Raw genomic sequence first — 15,223 nt, forward strand, 5'->3', positions numbered from 1 at the left:
GCCGTCGAAAACACTATCTCGTCAGACTTATCTAAAGTTGCTCACAAACTATTCCTAATATTAAGTAGGAATATTCACTGCACTTTAACTTCGGCATCAAAAACCTCACGCCGCACGATAACTTTTCGCAATAACCTCCCCGCATTGCAGACTGGCATAAATACCAGTTTACAAATCAGAATGGCTCTACATCGGACATTACAGACACTTTCAGGCAAGTACCTGCGCGCTCGCTGAAAGTGTGTCGTTGTTCCGTTAGTTGCAGCTTCATCTAACCTCATCAGCATTGAACCTTTCGCCCGAATGCCTGGGAACGCCATGAACAATGCGGCACCTGCACCTGAAACGTCAGGCCTGAAGATAGAAACTCGTACCATCCACCCGGTGCCCCTCGACGAGCGTCACGGCAAGGCCTGGCACCTGGGCCCCTTCTGGTTCACCGGCAACTTCGTACTCACCACCATGGTCACCGGCTTCGTCGGGCCCGCCCTGGGTCTGGCCGCCTGGCAGGCGGTGCTGGCGATCCTGCTCGGGGTGGCCCTAGGCACCCTGTGCATGGCCCTGCATGCCAACCAGGGCCCGCGCCTTGGCCTGCCACAGATGATCCAGTCCCGTGCCCAGTTCGGCCTGCGGGGCGCCGTGCTGCCGTTCATGGCGGTGGTGTGCGTGTACATCGGCTTCAACGTGTTCAACGTGATCCTGGCCACCGATGCGCTGACCACTGTGCTGCCGGGCAGCGATGCCTTCTGGTACGCACTGCTGATCGCGGTGGCCGTGGTGATCGCCGTGGTCGGGCACGACCTGCTGCACACCGTGCAGCGCTGGCTCACCTACCTGCTGATCGGCGTGTTCGGCCTGCTCACCCTGGCAGCGCTGCTGTTGCTGGAGGCCGACACCGTTCAGCGCCAGCTGCAGTTTTCCTGGTCGGGCTTTCTCATCCAGCTGTCGGCCGCCGCCGGCTACCAGATCAGCTACTCGGTGTATGTCTCGGACTACTCGCGCTACCTGCCGCCCAGCACCTCGGCGCGCAAGGTGGTGCTATGGACCTATCTGGGCGCCGCAGGCTCTGCGGTGTGGCTGATGTCGCTGGGCGCACTGGTAGCCTCGGCAGTGGTGGCGCCCGAAGCCATCAGCAGCCTGCAACACCTGGGCAACCGCTTCCTGCCCGGCTTCGGCACTTTCGCGATCCTGATGGCGGTGCCGGCGCTGGTGGGCATCATGGCCGTCAACTGCTACGGCGCGCTGCTGACCGGCATCAGCGCGATCACCGCGTTTCGCCCGCTGGCGCCGGGGCTGGCCGGGCGTGCCCTGGGCCTGGGCGGCATTGGCGCGGTGGTGTACCTCACCGCCATCGCGTTGCCCGACAGCTACCTCGACAGCTTCAACCTGTTCCTGCAACTGATGCTGTATGTGCTGGTGCCCTGGAGCGCAATCAACCTCACCGACTACTACCTGTTGCGCAAAGGCAACTACGTGATCCCGGCCATGTTCGACCCGGCGGGCGAATACGGCCAGTGGGCCTGGGCCGGCATCCTGGCCTACCTGGGGGGGCTGCTGGCGATGCTGCCCTTCGTGTCGCTGGCCGGCGTGCAAGGGCCGGTGGCGGTGGCGTTGTCCGGCGCCGACCTGGCCTTCGTTCCCGGCTTCATCGTTTCGGCCCTGCTGTACTGGCTCCTGATGCGCCACCTGCCCGGCACCCCGCCGCCCCCGGTCGCCGAGCGCAAGGCGCCGCAGCCATGACCCCATCCCCGCAAACCGTGCGTGTCGGGTGCTACCAGCTGGCGCCGACCATTGCCAATCCAAGCTACAACCTCGACCGTACCCGGGTGGCCATCGCCGAGGCCGCCGAGCGCGGCGCGCAACTGCTGGTACTGCCCGAGCTGGCGCAGAGCGGCTACGCGTTCTACGACCGCGAAGAGGCCCACGCGCTATCCGAGCCCCGTGACGGGCCGACCCTCGAGGCCTGGGCCCGGCAGGCCGCCAAGTACCAGATCATCGTGGTGGGCGGCTTCTGCGAGCGCCTGCCCGACGGCCAAGTGGCCAACAGCTCGGTGCTGATCGAGCCCGACGGCCGACGCACCTTCTACCGCAAGGCCCACCTGTGGGACCGCGAAACGCAGATCTTCACCCCCGGCAGCGAGCCGCCGCCGGTGGTGGACACCCACCTGGGGCGCATCGGCATGATGATCTGCTACGACCTGGAGTTTCCCGAATGGGTGCGCCTGGCGGCGCTGCGCGGTGCCCAGCTGCTGTGCGCACCGGTGAACTGGCCGGACACCTCCCGGCCCGGCTTCCAGCGCCCGGCCGAGGTCATCCGGGTTCAGGCCAGCGCCTCGGTGAACCGGCTGTTCGTCATTGCCTGCGACCGCTGTGGCGAGGAGCGCGGGGTTGGCTGGGTGGGCGGTTCGACCCTCACCGATGCCGACGGCTATGTGCTCAAGGGCGGCAAGCGTGTCGGCAAGAAGCAGCTGCTGCTGGCCGACATCAGGCTGGGCCAGGCACTGGACAAGCAGATCAGCGACCACAACCACGTGCTGGCCGACCGGCGCCCTGCGCTGTACCACGAGCTGCTGCGCGACTAGAACTCGATGCGCACGTCACCACGCGGCACGCTGCAGCACGACAGGATATAGCCTTCGGCCTCGTCGTCCTCGGTGATGCCGCCGTTGTGCTCCATGTCCACCTCGCCACCCAGCTTGAGCACCTTGCAGGTGCCGCAGATACCCATGCCGCAGGCCTTGGGGATCATCAGCCCGAGCTTGGCGGCTGCCGCATGCACCGTCTCTCCCGGCGCCACGCGGATGCTCTTGCCGCTGGCGGTGAACTCCACCTGGTGCTGGTCGGCCACGTCCACCTCGGCGGCCTCGGCGGCCTGCTCGGCGTTCTCTACCGCATCGGCCTTGGCCTCGGGCGGCGTGGCGCCGAACGACTCCTCATGGTAGCGCTGCATGTCATAGCCGCTGGCTTCGAGCATGCGCTTGACCGCGTTCATGTAGGGCGTGGGCCCGCAGCAGAAGATCTCGCGTTCCAGGTAATCGGGCGCGATCAGCTCCATCAGCTTCTGGTTCAGGTAGCCGCGATAACCGGCCCATGCCTCGCCCAGGCCATGCTTCTCGCAGATGATGTGCAGGCTGAAGTTGTCGATCCGCGAGGCCATGTGCTCCAGCTCGCGGTGGTAGATGATGTCCTTGGGCGAACGCGCGCTGTGCACGAACACCATGTCGACATTGGCATTGGTGTCATAGAACCAGCGCGCCATGGACATCACCGGGGTGATGCCCACCCCGCCGCTCAGGTACAGCACCCTGGGGCTGGGGAAGTCCATCGCGTTGAACAACCCCACCGGCCCGTGCACGGCCAGCTCCTGGCCTTCATGCAGGGTGTCGTGCAGCCAGTTGGAAACCTTGCCGCCGGGTACGCGCTTGATGGTCACCGAAAAGCTGTAGGGCACCGAGGGCGAGCTGGAGATGGTGTACGAGCGCATGATCGGCTGACCGTCGATTTCCAGCTCCAGGGTCACGAACTGCCCGGGCTTGAAGAAGAACAGGATCGGCTGGTCGGCCATGAAGCAGAAGGTGCGCACATCCCAGGTTTCCTGAATGACCTTGACGCAGCGCACGGTATGCCGGCCGTTGGCCCAGGTCTGAGTGGTCACCGGGTTGAGGAAGTTGTTCGACATGCTCGTCTCCGCGGCCGATCGGGGCCTGTTATGGCGACGATGATGCGCAAGGTGCCGGCGGCGCACATTCCTGTTCGCGACATCGGCGTACTTATCGCGACCAGCCCCCGCCCACAAGGGCTCGCGCGTCGGGAACGGATCTGGCCATGTCGCCCATGGGCATGGTTGCCGGCGCGGGCGAACGCACACTCCATCGCACATCAACCTGCTGTCTGAGCCCTGCGTCGCCACACGAACGATTAGCCACTTTCGCGGCCCGCACGGGCCATGAGGACCTGAACGATGGACGTCACCGCAACCTTGAGCCTGGGCGACCCACTGGACGCTGCACGCAAGGCCACCGCCGACATGCTGCAGACCCGCGAGCGCACCTTCTCGCTGCCGCAACCCTTCTACACCGATGAGCGGCTGTTCCAGATCGACATGCAGGAGATTTTCCACAAGGAATGGCTGATTGCAGGCATGACCTGCGAGATCCCGGCCAAGGGCAACTACCTGACCCTGCAGATCGGCAAGAACCCGATCATCGTGATCCGCGGTGCCGAGGGCAAGGTGCATGCCTTCCACAACGTGTGCCGCCACCGTGGCTCGCGCCTGTGTACCAGCGACAAGGGCAAGGTGGCCAAGCTGGTGTGCCACTACCACCAGTGGACCTACGAGCTGGACGGGCGGCTGCTGTTCGCCGGCACCGAGATGGGCGACGACTTCGACATGCAGCAGTACGGTCTCAAGCCGGTGAACGTAAAGACCGCCGGTGGCTACATCTTCGTCAGCCTGGCCGACAACCCGCCGGCCATCGATGACTTCCTCACCACCCTGGCCCATTACATGGAGCCCTACGACATGGAGAACACCAAGGTGGCGGTGCAGACCACCCTGATGGAAAAGGCCAACTGGAAGCTGGTGCTGGAGAACAATCGCGAGTGCTACCACTGCAACGCCTCGCACCCGGAGCTGCTCAAGACCCTGCTCGAATGGGACGACGTCACCGACCCGCGCGCCGACCAGGCGTTCAAGGATCACGTGGCGGCCAGCGCTGCGGCGTGGGACGCGGAGAAGATCCCCTATGCGCATGCCAGCTTCGGCCTGCGCAACCGTATCGTGCGCATGCCCCTGCTCAAGGGCACGCTGTCGATGACCCTGGACGGCAAGCTGGGCTGCCAGAAACTGATGGGGCGCATCCAGAACCCCGACCTGGGCTCGATGCGCATCCTGCACCTGCCGCATTCGTGGAACCACTGCATGGGTGATCACATCATCGTGTTCACGGTATGGCCAATCAGTGCCCAGGAGAGCATGGTCACCACCAAGTGGCTGGTGCACAAGGATGCGGTTGAGGGCGTGGACTACGACCCGGCGCGCATGCGCCAGGTGTGGGACGCAACCAACGACCAGGACCGGCGCCTGGCCGAAGAGAACCAGCGCGGCATCAACTCGACGGCGTATCAGCCGGGGCCGTATTCGAAAACCTACGAGTTTGGCGTGGTGAATTTCGTGGACTGGTACAGCGAGCGGATGCTGAGCAACCTGGGCGCGGCGCCGGCGCCTTACCTGAAGGGCGTGGCGGCGCAGTAGTCCCATTCGCCGGCAAGGCCGGCTCCTACGCATCAACTGTAGGAGCCGGCCTTGCCGGCGAAGAACCCCATACAACCTGTACAAATTTTGAACAACACCCGCAAACCCCAGCCCCTACTGCCCCATACCTACTCCACCAACACTTTATCCACAGCCACACCCACAGCAATTGTGGGCAACCCTTGTGGAAAACTTCCGCCCAGCGCCCTTCAATCCACAGCGTGCAATAGATCAAAAAGTGATCAAACCTCTGTAAGCCTTTGAATACGTGCCCCCCAGCACTGCACGAACACCTTATCCACAAAGCCGCCAACAGACTTTGTGTGCAAGTATCCCTCTTTGCAAAACCCATGTGGATAAACCGCCGAAACCCCCGATTTTCGCTGCCGCGTGAGTATTTCGCGGTGGATTGACGAGGTTTTGTGCGTTTTTTGATCAAATAGCTGAACACCTTTAACCACGTGGCCTGCAGCCATGTCCGAACAGATTATCCACAGAGCCGCCAACAAGGATTGTGAGCAAAACTGCCGTCTCGCTGAACGACGGGCATGAAAAAACCGCGAAAAATTCGCGGCGTGTATTGATCACTATTTGAACAATAGCCTGCAGGCCACGTATTACGTGGCCTGCAGCCATAGGCAAACACTTTATCCACAGAACCGCCAACAGACTTTGTGCACAACCCTTCAGCGTAGCACACCCTCCTCCACCAACAGCTTCAGGATCGCCTCGGCGCCTTCGCTCGGGGTCACGCCCTTGAGTACCTGTCCACCGCCGCCACTGGCCTTCGCCGTGGCGGCTTTCATGCGGTCGGCACCGCTCTTGGCCTTGATTACCTTGAGGCGTTTGGGCCGGGGTCTGGCCGGCTGCAATACAGCATCTGTGAATAACTCGTCCTCCACCACCGCCACCTCATGGGCCGCCAACAGCCCGCGTTGCGCCGGCCCATAGGCGCTCTGGCGCGGCACCGGCGCGGCGTTATCCACAGTGGCGAGCATCGGCAGGCGCACGCTCAGGCGACGCCGCTGCCCCCGTGGCAGGGCCTGCAGCACCTGGGCCACGCCATTGTGGATGGATTCCACCTGCGCCAGCCCCACCACCAGCGGCCAACCCAGGCGCTCGGCCAGCAGAAACGGCAGCATGCCCGAGCCTTCGCCGGTTTCGGCCTGGCTGCCGCTCAGCACCAACTGCGCCCCCGCCTCGCGCAGGTAGTCGCCGAGCACGCCCAGCACATCGGCGCCTGCGGGCTGCTGCAACACGTCCAGCTGCGCTAGCCCCATGCCCAGGTACGCGCGCAGCGCAGGCTCGTGCGGGTCGCCGGCATGCAGCACCTGCAGGTTATCCCCAGCCAGTTGCAACCCCAGCTCCACGGCCCGCGCATCCTGTTCGGCGCGGCGCATGCGCCCCGAGGTGGGGTGGGCGCCGATCGAGACCAGGCTGATGACCTTGGTGTTCATGAATGCCCCCTCAGGCCGCATCGCGCCGGGCGCTGTTGCGATAGTTGTCCACAGCCTCGATCAGCGCCTGCAAAATCGCCGCGCTGTCACCGATGACCGCCAGGTCGGCACGCTTGATCATGTCGCAGCCGGGGTCCAGGTTGATCGCCACCACCTTGTCGCAGGCACCAATGCCCTGCAGATGCTGGATCGCCCCGGAGATACCCACAGCCACATACACCCGCGCCGTGACCCAGGTACCGGTGGCCCCCACCTGGCGATTGCGCGGCATGAAGCCATCGTCCACCGCCACCCGCGAGGCCCCTTCGGTGGCCCCCAGCGCGGCGGTGGCCCTGTGGAAAAGTGCCCAGTCCTTGACCCCGTTGCCGCCCGACAGGATGAATTCGGCCTCGGCCATGGCGATGGTGGCCGGGTCCACCGGCATCGGGCCGAGGTCTTCGATACGCGCCAGGCTGCGCGCCGCGCCTGTGGACAACTCCACCGGCAGGGCTTCATGGCGGGTTTCGCTGACCGGCTCGGCACATTCGGCCGCCGCCAGGATCAGGCGCGCCAGCCCGCGTACCAGGTCCTGCTGGCCAGCCCCGGCGCGCCCGCTGCACAGCCCGTCCTTGACCTGCCACACCCGCGTGGCCGGGCGCTCGCCCAGCGCCGCGGCAAGGCGCCGGCCCAGCTCGCCGCCACCGCTGCGGCTGTCGGGCAGCAGCCAGTGGCGCGGGTTGAACTGGTTATCCACAGCCCGCAGGCCTTGCACCCGCTGCTCCGGTGCATAACCTGCGAACGCGTCACCGTCGATCTGCAGCAGGCGGTCGACGCCGAACGTGCCGAAGGCGGTTTCCTTGTGCTCGCCAAACACCACTGCCAGCACCGCGCCGTCGCTGCCGGCCAGGCCGTGGGCCAGCCCGAGCACATCCCGGTCGTGGCTGCTCAGGCGCCCGCCGACCATGTCCGGCACCACCACGATGTAGAACGCCGGCAACGGCACCTGATGCAGCGGCACCAGCACCTCGGCGGCGGCGCTGCGCTTGCTCGTAGCGCCCTGGCTGGCGCCGCTGCGATCGATGCGCTTGATCCCATTGGGGCCGATGAAACCCACCGCATGCGGGTTCTTGCGCAGCACGCCATTGGGCCCCATCCACTGCGTCTGTTGGGCCTGCATGGCTGCGTGCAGCGGGTGCAGGCGGTTGCGTGCAATCCACTCGGCACGCGGGTCACGCCGGATGATGTCGCTCATGGGTCCACCTGCGCAGGTTCTGGTTGGCTTGCTACCGGCGTGCTGGCAACCGTCGCTTCACGCAGCGCGTCGGCCACCAGCTCGGCCAGGTCCTTGATCTGCGGGCGTGGTTCGACCACGCCTTCGAGCATCGCGGTGCACTGCGGGCAGCCCACGGCCACCACCTCGGCGGCGGTCTCGCGGATGTCCTGCATGCGCATGTCGGGAATGCGCTGCTTGCCCGGAATGTCGGTGATCGGCGCACCGCCACCGCCGCCGCAGCAACGCGAGCGAAAGCCGGAGCGCGCCATCTCGCGCACCTTGATGCCCAGCGCGCGCAGCACCTGGCGCGGCGCCTCGTACTCGCCGTTGTAGCGGCCCAGGTAGCACGGGTCGTGATAGGTCACGCTGGCGCCCTTGTGCGGCGCCAGGTCGAGGCGGCCGGCGGCGATCAACTCGGCGATGAAGCTGCTGTGATGCTGCACCTGGTAGTGCCCGCCCAGCGCGCCGTATTCGTTCTTCAGTACATGGAAGCTGTGCGGGTCGCAGGTGACGATGCGCGTGAAGCGGTACTGCGCCAGGGTCCGGATATTGCGCCGGGCCAGTTGCTGGAAGGTGGCCTCGTCGCCCAGCCGGCGGGCCACGTCGCCGCTGTCGCGTTCCTCCAGGCCAAGCACGGCAAAGCCTACATTGGCCGCCCTGAGCACCTTGACGAAGGCGCGCAGGGTGCGCTGGTTGCGCATGTCGAAGGCGCCGTCACCCACCCACAACAGCACGTCGGTGCCGTGCACCTCGCCCAGCACCTCGAGGTCGAGGTCGGCGGCCCAGTTCATGCGCCCGCCCGGGGCGAAGCCGCCGGGGTTGTCGGTGGCGATCAGGTTGTCCAGCACCTCGGCGCCCTTGTTCGGCGTGGCGCCTTTTTCCAGGGTCAGGTGGCGACGCATGTCGACGATCGCATCCACGTGCTCGATCATCATCGGGCACTCTTCCACGCACGCCCGACAGGTGGTGCACGACCACAGCGTGTCGGCATCCACCAGGCCGTCGACGATCGGCTGGTGCGGGTTGCCGCCGTGTTCGCCGAGCGGTTTGCCGGGGTACGGGCTGCCGGCAAACTTCGCATCGGTGCCACCCGCCAGGCCCACCACCATGTCCTGGATGAGTTTTTTCGGGTTCAGTGGCTGGCCGGCGGCGAACGCCGGGCACGCGGCCTCGCATTTGCCGCATTGCACGCAGGCGTCGAAGCCAAGCAACTGGTTCCAGGTGAAGTCCCTGGGTTTTTCCACACCCAGCGGTGCGCTCGGGTCTTGCAGATCCAGCGGCTTGAGCCCGGTGGAGCGTCCGCCGCCAAAGCGTTCGGCGCGCCGGTGCCAGGCCAGGTGCAGGGCACCGGCGAAGGCGTGCTTCATCGGCCCGCCCCAGGTCATGCCGAAGAACAGCTCGCTCACACCCCACAGCACGCCCAGCCCGAGCAAGGCCACCAGCACCCAGCCACCGGTACCTTCGGGCAGGATGCCGGCTACCGGCAGGGTGGCGATGAAGAAGCTGGCGGAAAACACCAGCAGGCTTTTCGGCAGGCGCATCCACGGGCCTCTGGACAGGCGCGCGGGCGGGTTCAGCCGGCGCCTGTAGACGAACAGCGCACCGCCGAACATCAAGGCGGTGGCCACCAGCAGGGCGTAGCCGAGGAGGCGGTTGTGCAGGCCGAAACCGTGCACCAGGATCGCCAGTACGGCGGCCAGCACGAAGCCGCCGGCGGTGGCGACGTGGGTGTTGGCCATGTACCTGTCGCGGGCGACCACATGGTGCAGGTCGACCATGTACCGGCGTGGCATGGCCAGCAGGCCCTTGAGCAGCTCGACCCGCGATGGCCGGCCTTGGCGCCACATCCGCACGCGCCGCAGCGCGCCGAGCACGGCCAGGCCGAGGGCGGCGAACAGCAGCAGGGGTAGCAGGGTGTTCAACATGGGAAGCTCCCACACTCGATATGATCGGTTGCACACACTGTGGGAGCGGGCTTGACCCGCGATGGCGGCACGCCTGACACACCGCAGTGCTTGCATCGCGGGTCAAGCCCGCTCCCACAAAAAGCCCGAGCGACCGGGACAATCGGTTCACAGAGCGATCAGAAATCCTTGCACAGGCGCAAGGCGTCGTAGATCGCCGCATGGGTGTTGCGCTGCGCCACGCAATCGCCGATCCGGTACAGCAGGTACCCCTCCCCCGGCTGGCTCAATATCGGCTGCGGCTCAATCGCGAACAGCGCCTCCACATCGATCTGGCCCTTGTTGCGCGAGCCCTCCTTGAGTGCGTAGTACAGGGTCTCGTCGGGGCGCACACCGTTCTCGATCACCACCTGGTCGACCACCCGCTCCTCCCGTGCCCCGGTGTATTCGTTCTCCAGCACTGCCACCAACTTGTCGCCCTCGCGGTAGACCTTCTCCAGCATCAGGTCGCCGGTCATGATCACTTCCTTGGGGTACATGCTGCGGTAGTAGGTGGGGAACGAGGTGCCGCCAATCGCCACCCCCGGCTTGATGTCGTCGGTGACGATCTCCACCTGGCTGCCCTTGTCGGCCAGAAAATCCGCCACCGACATGCCGGTGAATTCGCAGATGGTGTCGTACACCAGCGCGGTCTTGCCCGGCGCCACCGTGCCGTCGAGCACGTCCCAGCTGCTGACCACCAGGCCCTCGGCCGCGCCCCAGTGCTCGTTCTGCTCGATGAACGGGTGCCCGCCCACCGCCAGCACCACCACGTCGGGGCGCAGGTCCATGAGGGTGTCGACGTCCGCCGCCGTACCCAGGCGCAGGTCGACCTTCAGCCGCGCCAGCTCCAGCTGGTACCAGCGCGTGATGCCGGCGATCTGGTCGCGTTGCGGAGCCTTGGCGGCGATGCTGATCTGCCCGCCGATCGCCTCCTTCTTCTCGAACAGGGTCACGTCATGCCCGCGCTCGGCCGCCACCCGCGCCGCCTCCATGCCGGCCGGGCCGGCACCGACCACCACCACCTTGCGTCTGGGGCCGGTGGATTTCTCGATGATGTGCGGCACGCCCATGTATTCCCGCGAGGTAGCGGCGTTCTGGATGCACAGCACGTCCAGGCCCTGGTACTGGCGGTCGATGCAGTAGTTGGCGCCCACGCACTGCTTGATCTGGTCGATCTGGCCCATCTTGATCTTGGCGATAAGGTGCGGGTCGGCGATGTGCGCGCGGGTCATGCCGACCATGTCCACGTAGCCGCCCTCCAGAATGCGCGTGGCCTGGTTGGGGTCCTTGATGTTCTGCGCGTGCATCACCGGCACGCTCACCACCTCCTTGATGCCCGCCGCCAGGTGCAGGAACGGCTCGGGCGGGAAGCTCATGTTGGGGATCACGTTGGCCAGGGTGTTGTGGGTGTCGCAGCCCGAGCCGATCACGCCGAAGAAGTCCAGCATGCCGGTGGCGTCGTAGTACCTGGCGATCTCCTTCATGTCCTCGTGGCTGAGGCCGTCGGGGTGGAACTCGTCACCGCAGATGCGCATGCCCACGCAGAAGTCGGGGCCGACTTCCTCGCGCACCGCCTTGAGCACTTCCAGGCCGAAGCGCATGCGGTTCTCGAAGCTGCCGCCCCATTCATCGGTGCGCTTGTTGACCCGCGGGCTCCAGAACTGGTCGATCATGTGCTGGTGCACTGCCGACAGTTCCACCCCGTCCAGCCCGCCTTCCTTGGCGCGGCGCGCGGCCTGCGCGTAGTTGCCGATCACGCGCCAGATCTCCTCCGGCTCGATGGTCTTGCAGGTGGCGCGGTGCACCGGTTCGCGGATGCCCGAGGGCGACATCAGGGTCGGCCAGTGATAGCCGTCCCAGCGCGAGCGCCGGCCCATGTGGGTAATCTGGATCATGATCTTGGCGCCGTGCTTGTGCATGGCGTCGGCCAGGTTCTGGAAGTGCGGGATGATGCGGTCGGTGGCCAGGTTGACCGAGGCCCACCACTGCTGCGGGCTGTCGATGGCCACTACCGACGAACCACCGCAGATGGCCAGGCCGATACCGCCTTTGGCCTTCTCTTCGTAGTACTTCACGTAGCGCTCGGTGGTCATGCCGCCGTCGGTGGCGTACACCTCGGCGTGTGCGGTGCTCAGTACCCGGTTGCGGATGGTCAGCTTGCCGATCTGCAGCGGCTGGAACATTGCTTCGAAAGCCATGGCGGGTTCCTCGACTTACAGGGGCTTGACGATGAACAGGCCGTCGTCGTGGCCGTGTTCCGAACCGCCGTAGACCTGCTCGGCGACCGTGCGAAGGGGGCTGCCGCGGGCCGCCAGGATCTGGTCCATGGCGCCGGCGAACCAGCCGGTGAACATGTAGTCGACCTTGCGCCCGACCTTGCCGTACACATAGACGAAGGCCGAGTGTTCGAGCCTGACGCTGGCGGTACCTCTGTCGAGGTCGATGTCCTGGATCGTGAACAGCCCCCAGCCGCGTTGCGACAGGCGCTTCATGTAGTGCTCGAACACCGCCACGCCCTGCAGGCCGTGGCATTCGGCCTCCTTCTCGCACCAGTGCCAGGCCGACTTGTAGCCGGCCTTGTACAGAATCTCGGCGTAGGCGTCGGCGCCCAGCACCTCTTCGATGCCCATGTGGTTGTTGACGAAGAAATGCCGCGGCACGTACAGCATCGGCAGCGCGTCGCTGGTCCACACACCGGTTTCGCTGTCGACTTCGATGGGCAATTGCGGGGCGATCTTGGCCATGGAAACTGAACTCCATAAAAGAAAAAGGATGCGGCTGGGTGAGGCGTGGGGTTACTCGCCCCAGACGTCTTTCAGGACATTGACCCAGTTCTCGCCCATGATCTTGCGCACCACCCGCTCGGGGTGGCCGCGCTTGAGCAGGGTTTCGGTGAGGTTGGGAAATTCGCCCACGGTGCGGATGCCCAGCGGGTTGATGATCTTGCCGAAGCTGGTGAGGCGGCGCGCATAGCCCTTGTCGTGGGTCAGGTACTCGAAGAAGTCCTGGCCGTGGCCCTGGGTGAAGTCGGTGCCGATGCCGATGGCGTCTTCACCCACCAGGTTCATGGTGTATTCGATGGCCTCGGCGTAGTCGTCGATGGTCGCGTCGATACCCTTGGCCAGAAACGGCGCGAACATGGTCACGCCGACAAAGCCGCCATGGTCGGCGATGAACTTCAATTCGGCATCGGACTTGTTGCGCGGGTGCTCCTTTAGCCCGGAGGGCAGGCAGTGGGAATAGCACACCGGCTTTTTCGATTCGAGGATGACTTCCTCGCTGGTTCGGGAGCCGACGTGGGACAGGTCGCACATGACCCCCACGCGGTTCATCTCGGCGACGACTTCGCGACCGAAGCCGGACAACCCGCCGTCGCGCTCATAGCAGCCGGTACCCACCAGGTTCTGGGTGTTGTAGCACATCTGCACGATGCCCACGCCCAGCTGCTTGAAGATCTCCACGTAGCCGAGCTGGTCCTCGAAGGCATGGGCGTTCTGGAAGCCGAAGAGGATGCCGGTCTTGCCCTGCTCCTTGGCCTTGCGGATGTCGGCGGTGGTGCGTACCGGCAGTACCAGGTCGCTGTTTTCGCGAATCAGCTTCTGGCTGGCGACGATGCTGTTGATGGTGGCCTGAAAGCCCTCCCACACCGAGACAGTGCAGTTGGCGGCAGTGAGGCCACCCTTGCGCATGTCCTCGAACAGCTCGCGGTTCCACTTGGCGATGATCAGCCCGTCGATAACGATGCTGTCTGCGTGCAATTCGGCCGGGCTCATCAGGCTGTCCCCTTGTATGACGTTGCGGCGCCGAATCGTCTGCCGGCGCTTTGGGGCCAGCATATGCCTAGGCGCCAGGTCGCCAGGATGCAAAAACGACAGGGGAATTGCCGAAAACGTCAAGGTGCGACAAAGGGCCCGGGCGGCACCCGTCGGGAAGGTGCCGAACAGTGCCGACCATTGCCCGCTCGCCATGCTGTTCTTTGCTACGGTGCTTTGCGAGAATCGCGGATCCTTTACGCGCACCCTGGTGGGAGACTCTGTAGATGAAATCGCTGGTATGGCTTGTGCTTGCGGCTGTGGCGCTGGGCGCACAGGCCGAGGAAAGTGACGCTCCCACCCCGTGCGACAACGTCGAGACGGCCCAGCAGAACTACGCCTGCGCCGCCTACAGCCGTACGGTTGCCGAACGCGAGCTGAACGCCGCCTTCGGCGACCTGCTCGAACGCATCAAGGAACAGTATGCCGGCCAGGGTGCGAAGATCACCGAACTGAGCAACCGCCTGAACGCCGCCCAGAACCTGTGGAAGCAAGTACGCGACGCCGACTGCAAGGTCGAGACCTTCGACAGCACACCGGGCAAGGAGTACGACGCCGCACTGAACACCTGCCTGGCGCAACGCAGCGACGACCGCTCCGAATACCTGCAGTCCCTTGGCCTGCAAAACTCCGATTGAGGCACCCCATGAAAATCTGCGGCATCGAAATCAAGGGCAGCGAAGCCCTGCTGGCCGTGGCCAGCCTGGACGCCGGCCAGCCCGTGCACGTTGGCGTGGCCACCAAGAAGATCGGCCTGGAGGATGACGAGGATGCCGCCCAGGTAAAGGCATTCGCCGCACAGGTCAGAGCCTTTGTCAGCGAGCATGGCATCGGGCAACTGGCGATCAAGAAGCGCAGCAAGAAAGGCGACTTTGCCGGCGGCCCGACCACCTTCAAGATCGAGGGCGTGCTGCAGTTGCTGGACAACTGCACGGTGGAGCTGGTGTCGCCGCAGACCGTCAGCGCCCAGGCCAAGAAGCACAATCTCGAGCTGCCGGGAACGCTGAACAAGTATCAGCATGAGGCCTACAAGAGCGCCTGTGCGGCGCTGCTCAAGCGCGGCTGAGGGCGCCTGCGCACGTCACTGATCTAGCCAAAAACGACCTGTTCATAGGTATGCCGGCCATGCCCCTTGTCGCCACCGCGCAGCGCTCCCAGAATCGGGGCACCCTTCGCCTCGAACAAGGACAACCGCCATGATGCACGCCGATTTGATCGATCAGGACGACCTGCTGGGCCAACTGCGCGCCCTGGGCTTCGAGATGCCTGCCGGCGCCAGCGCCGAGCAGGCCTGCGAATGTGCGGTACGCGGCTTGAGCGCGGAACGCGCCCGGGCCCTGCGCGGCCTGGTGGAGCAGTTGTACACCAGCAGCGCGACGATCCTGCCGGCGGTGCGCCAGGCGATCGACAAGCAGTTGCTGCCGGCGCTGGCGAACCACAAAAGCCTTCACGGTTGACCCCATCGCGGGCCAAGCCCGCTCCCACAGGCGCTTCACTGCCCT

At 65.1% G+C, this 15,223-nt stretch carries 13 protein-coding genes; 6 read left to right on the forward strand and 7 right to left on the reverse strand.

Annotation, left to right across the window (positions count from 1 at the left end; all coding sequences use genetic code 11):
- The first annotated feature begins 318 nt into the window (after positions 1-318).
- Complete coding sequence (locus NJH59_RS00645; protein ID WP_078480832.1) at positions 319-1,740, forward strand: cytosine permease; 1,422 nt, start codon at positions 319-321, stop codon at positions 1,738-1,740.
- On the forward strand, positions 1,737-2,582 hold the full coding sequence (locus NJH59_RS00650; protein WP_078480831.1) for a nitrilase-related carbon-nitrogen hydrolase: 846 nt from the start codon (positions 1,737-1,739) through the stop codon (positions 2,580-2,582). The genes NJH59_RS00645 and NJH59_RS00650 overlap by 4 nt, the downstream gene beginning before the upstream one ends.
- Here the strand turns inward: NJH59_RS00650 and gbcB are convergent.
- Positions 2,579-3,679 carry a glycine-betaine demethylase subunit GbcB gene (gbcB, locus tag NJH59_RS00655; RefSeq protein ID WP_043863626.1) on the reverse strand — a complete coding sequence of 367 codons (1,101 nt, stop codon included), beginning with the start codon at positions 3,677-3,679 and terminating at the stop codon, positions 2,579-2,581. The two genes, NJH59_RS00650 and gbcB, sit on opposite strands and share 4 nt — an antisense overlap.
- Before the next feature lie 282 nt (positions 3,680-3,961).
- Between gbcB and gbcA the strand changes: the two genes are divergently transcribed.
- The gene (gene gbcA / locus NJH59_RS00660) at positions 3,962-5,254 is read left to right on the forward strand and encodes a glycine-betaine demethylase subunit GbcA (protein ID WP_078480829.1); all 1,293 of its coding nucleotides are present in this window, start codon (positions 3,962-3,964) and stop codon (positions 5,252-5,254) included.
- A 686-nt stretch (positions 5,255-5,940) separates the two neighbouring features.
- Here gbcA and NJH59_RS00665 read toward each other — a convergent pair.
- From NJH59_RS00665 to NJH59_RS00690, 6 genes are all read right to left on the reverse strand, one after another.
- Positions 5,941-6,711, reverse strand: coding sequence for an electron transfer flavoprotein subunit beta (locus NJH59_RS00665; protein WP_043860354.1), 771 nt, complete (start codon positions 6,709-6,711; stop codon positions 5,941-5,943).
- Between the two features lie 10 nt (positions 6,712-6,721).
- Positions 6,722-7,942: an electron transfer flavoprotein subunit alpha/FixB family protein gene (locus NJH59_RS00670; RefSeq protein ID WP_253086225.1), complete on the reverse strand. Its 1,221-nt coding sequence runs from the start codon at positions 7,940-7,942 to the stop codon at positions 6,722-6,724.
- A complete protein-coding gene (dgcB, locus tag NJH59_RS00675; protein ID WP_253086226.1) occupies positions 7,939-9,888 on the reverse strand; it encodes a dimethylglycine demethylation protein DgcB in 1,950 nt (649 codons plus the stop codon). The genes NJH59_RS00670 and dgcB overlap by 4 nt, the downstream gene beginning before the upstream one ends.
- A gap of 158 nt (positions 9,889-10,046) precedes the next feature.
- Positions 10,047-12,107, reverse strand: coding sequence for a dimethylglycine demethylation protein DgcA (gene dgcA / locus NJH59_RS00680; protein WP_043860357.1), 2,061 nt, complete (start codon positions 12,105-12,107; stop codon positions 10,047-10,049).
- A gap of 15 nt (positions 12,108-12,122) precedes the next feature.
- Complete coding sequence (locus NJH59_RS00685; RefSeq protein WP_054916693.1) at positions 12,123-12,653, reverse strand: 4-vinyl reductase; 531 nt, start codon at positions 12,651-12,653, stop codon at positions 12,123-12,125.
- A gap of 51 nt (positions 12,654-12,704) precedes the next feature.
- Positions 12,705-13,682: a dipeptidase gene (locus NJH59_RS00690; RefSeq protein ID WP_210015261.1), complete on the reverse strand. Its 978-nt coding sequence runs from the start codon at positions 13,680-13,682 to the stop codon at positions 12,705-12,707.
- 266 nt (positions 13,683-13,948) lie between these two features.
- Between NJH59_RS00690 and NJH59_RS00695 the strand changes: the two genes are divergently transcribed.
- The 3 genes from NJH59_RS00695 (at position 13,949) to NJH59_RS00705 (ending at position 15,178) form a co-directional block, all read left to right on the forward strand.
- A complete protein-coding gene (locus NJH59_RS00695; protein WP_088514261.1) occupies positions 13,949-14,359 on the forward strand; it encodes a lysozyme inhibitor LprI family protein in 411 nt (136 codons plus the stop codon).
- 8 nt (positions 14,360-14,367) lie between these two features.
- Complete coding sequence (locus NJH59_RS00700; RefSeq protein ID WP_043860360.1) at positions 14,368-14,787, forward strand: DUF3010 family protein; 420 nt, start codon at positions 14,368-14,370, stop codon at positions 14,785-14,787.
- Between the two features lie 130 nt (positions 14,788-14,917).
- Positions 14,918-15,178, forward strand: a complete 261-nt coding sequence (locus NJH59_RS00705) for a hypothetical protein (RefSeq protein ID WP_253086227.1) — start codon at positions 14,918-14,920, stop codon at positions 15,176-15,178.
- The last annotated feature ends 45 nt before the right edge of the window (positions 15,179-15,223 follow it).

The sequence above is a fragment of the Pseudomonas sp. VE 267-6A genome (assembly GCF_024126555.1).
Classification (GTDB): Bacteria; Pseudomonadota; Gammaproteobacteria; order Pseudomonadales; family Pseudomonadaceae; genus Aquipseudomonas; species Aquipseudomonas palmensis.

What these genes read in the sequence shown, in the direction of transcription:
- NJH59_RS00645 (WP_078480832.1), top strand. Translation starts at nt 319, where the DNA reads ATGAACAATGCGGCACCTGCACCTGAAACGTCAGGCCTGAAGATAGAA.
- NJH59_RS00685 (WP_054916693.1), bottom strand. Translation starts at nt 12,653, where the DNA reads ATGGCCAAGATCGCCCCGCAATTGCCCATCGAAGTCGACAGCGAAACC.
- dgcB (WP_253086226.1), bottom strand. Translation starts at nt 9,888, where the DNA reads ATGTTGAACACCCTGCTACCCCTGCTGCTGTTCGCCGCCCTCGGCCTG.
- NJH59_RS00665 (WP_043860354.1), bottom strand. Translation starts at nt 6,711, where the DNA reads ATGAACACCAAGGTCATCAGCCTGGTCTCGATCGGCGCCCACCCCACC.
- NJH59_RS00650 (WP_078480831.1), top strand. Translation starts at nt 1,737, where the DNA reads ATGACCCCATCCCCGCAAACCGTGCGTGTCGGGTGCTACCAGCTGGCG.
- gbcB (WP_043863626.1), bottom strand. Translation starts at nt 3,679, where the DNA reads ATGTCGAACAACTTCCTCAACCCGGTGACCACTCAGACCTGGGCCAAC.
- gbcA (WP_078480829.1), top strand. Translation starts at nt 3,962, where the DNA reads ATGGACGTCACCGCAACCTTGAGCCTGGGCGACCCACTGGACGCTGCA.
- NJH59_RS00690 (WP_210015261.1), bottom strand. Translation starts at nt 13,682, where the DNA reads ATGAGCCCGGCCGAATTGCACGCAGACAGCATCGTTATCGACGGGCTG.
- NJH59_RS00700 (WP_043860360.1), top strand. Translation starts at nt 14,368, where the DNA reads ATGAAAATCTGCGGCATCGAAATCAAGGGCAGCGAAGCCCTGCTGGCC.
- NJH59_RS00705 (WP_253086227.1), top strand. Translation starts at nt 14,918, where the DNA reads ATGATGCACGCCGATTTGATCGATCAGGACGACCTGCTGGGCCAACTG.
- dgcA (WP_043860357.1), bottom strand. Translation starts at nt 12,107, where the DNA reads ATGGCTTTCGAAGCAATGTTCCAGCCGCTGCAGATCGGCAAGCTGACC.
- NJH59_RS00695 (WP_088514261.1), top strand. Translation starts at nt 13,949, where the DNA reads ATGAAATCGCTGGTATGGCTTGTGCTTGCGGCTGTGGCGCTGGGCGCA.
- NJH59_RS00670 (WP_253086225.1), bottom strand. Translation starts at nt 7,942, where the DNA reads ATGAGCGACATCATCCGGCGTGACCCGCGTGCCGAGTGGATTGCACGC.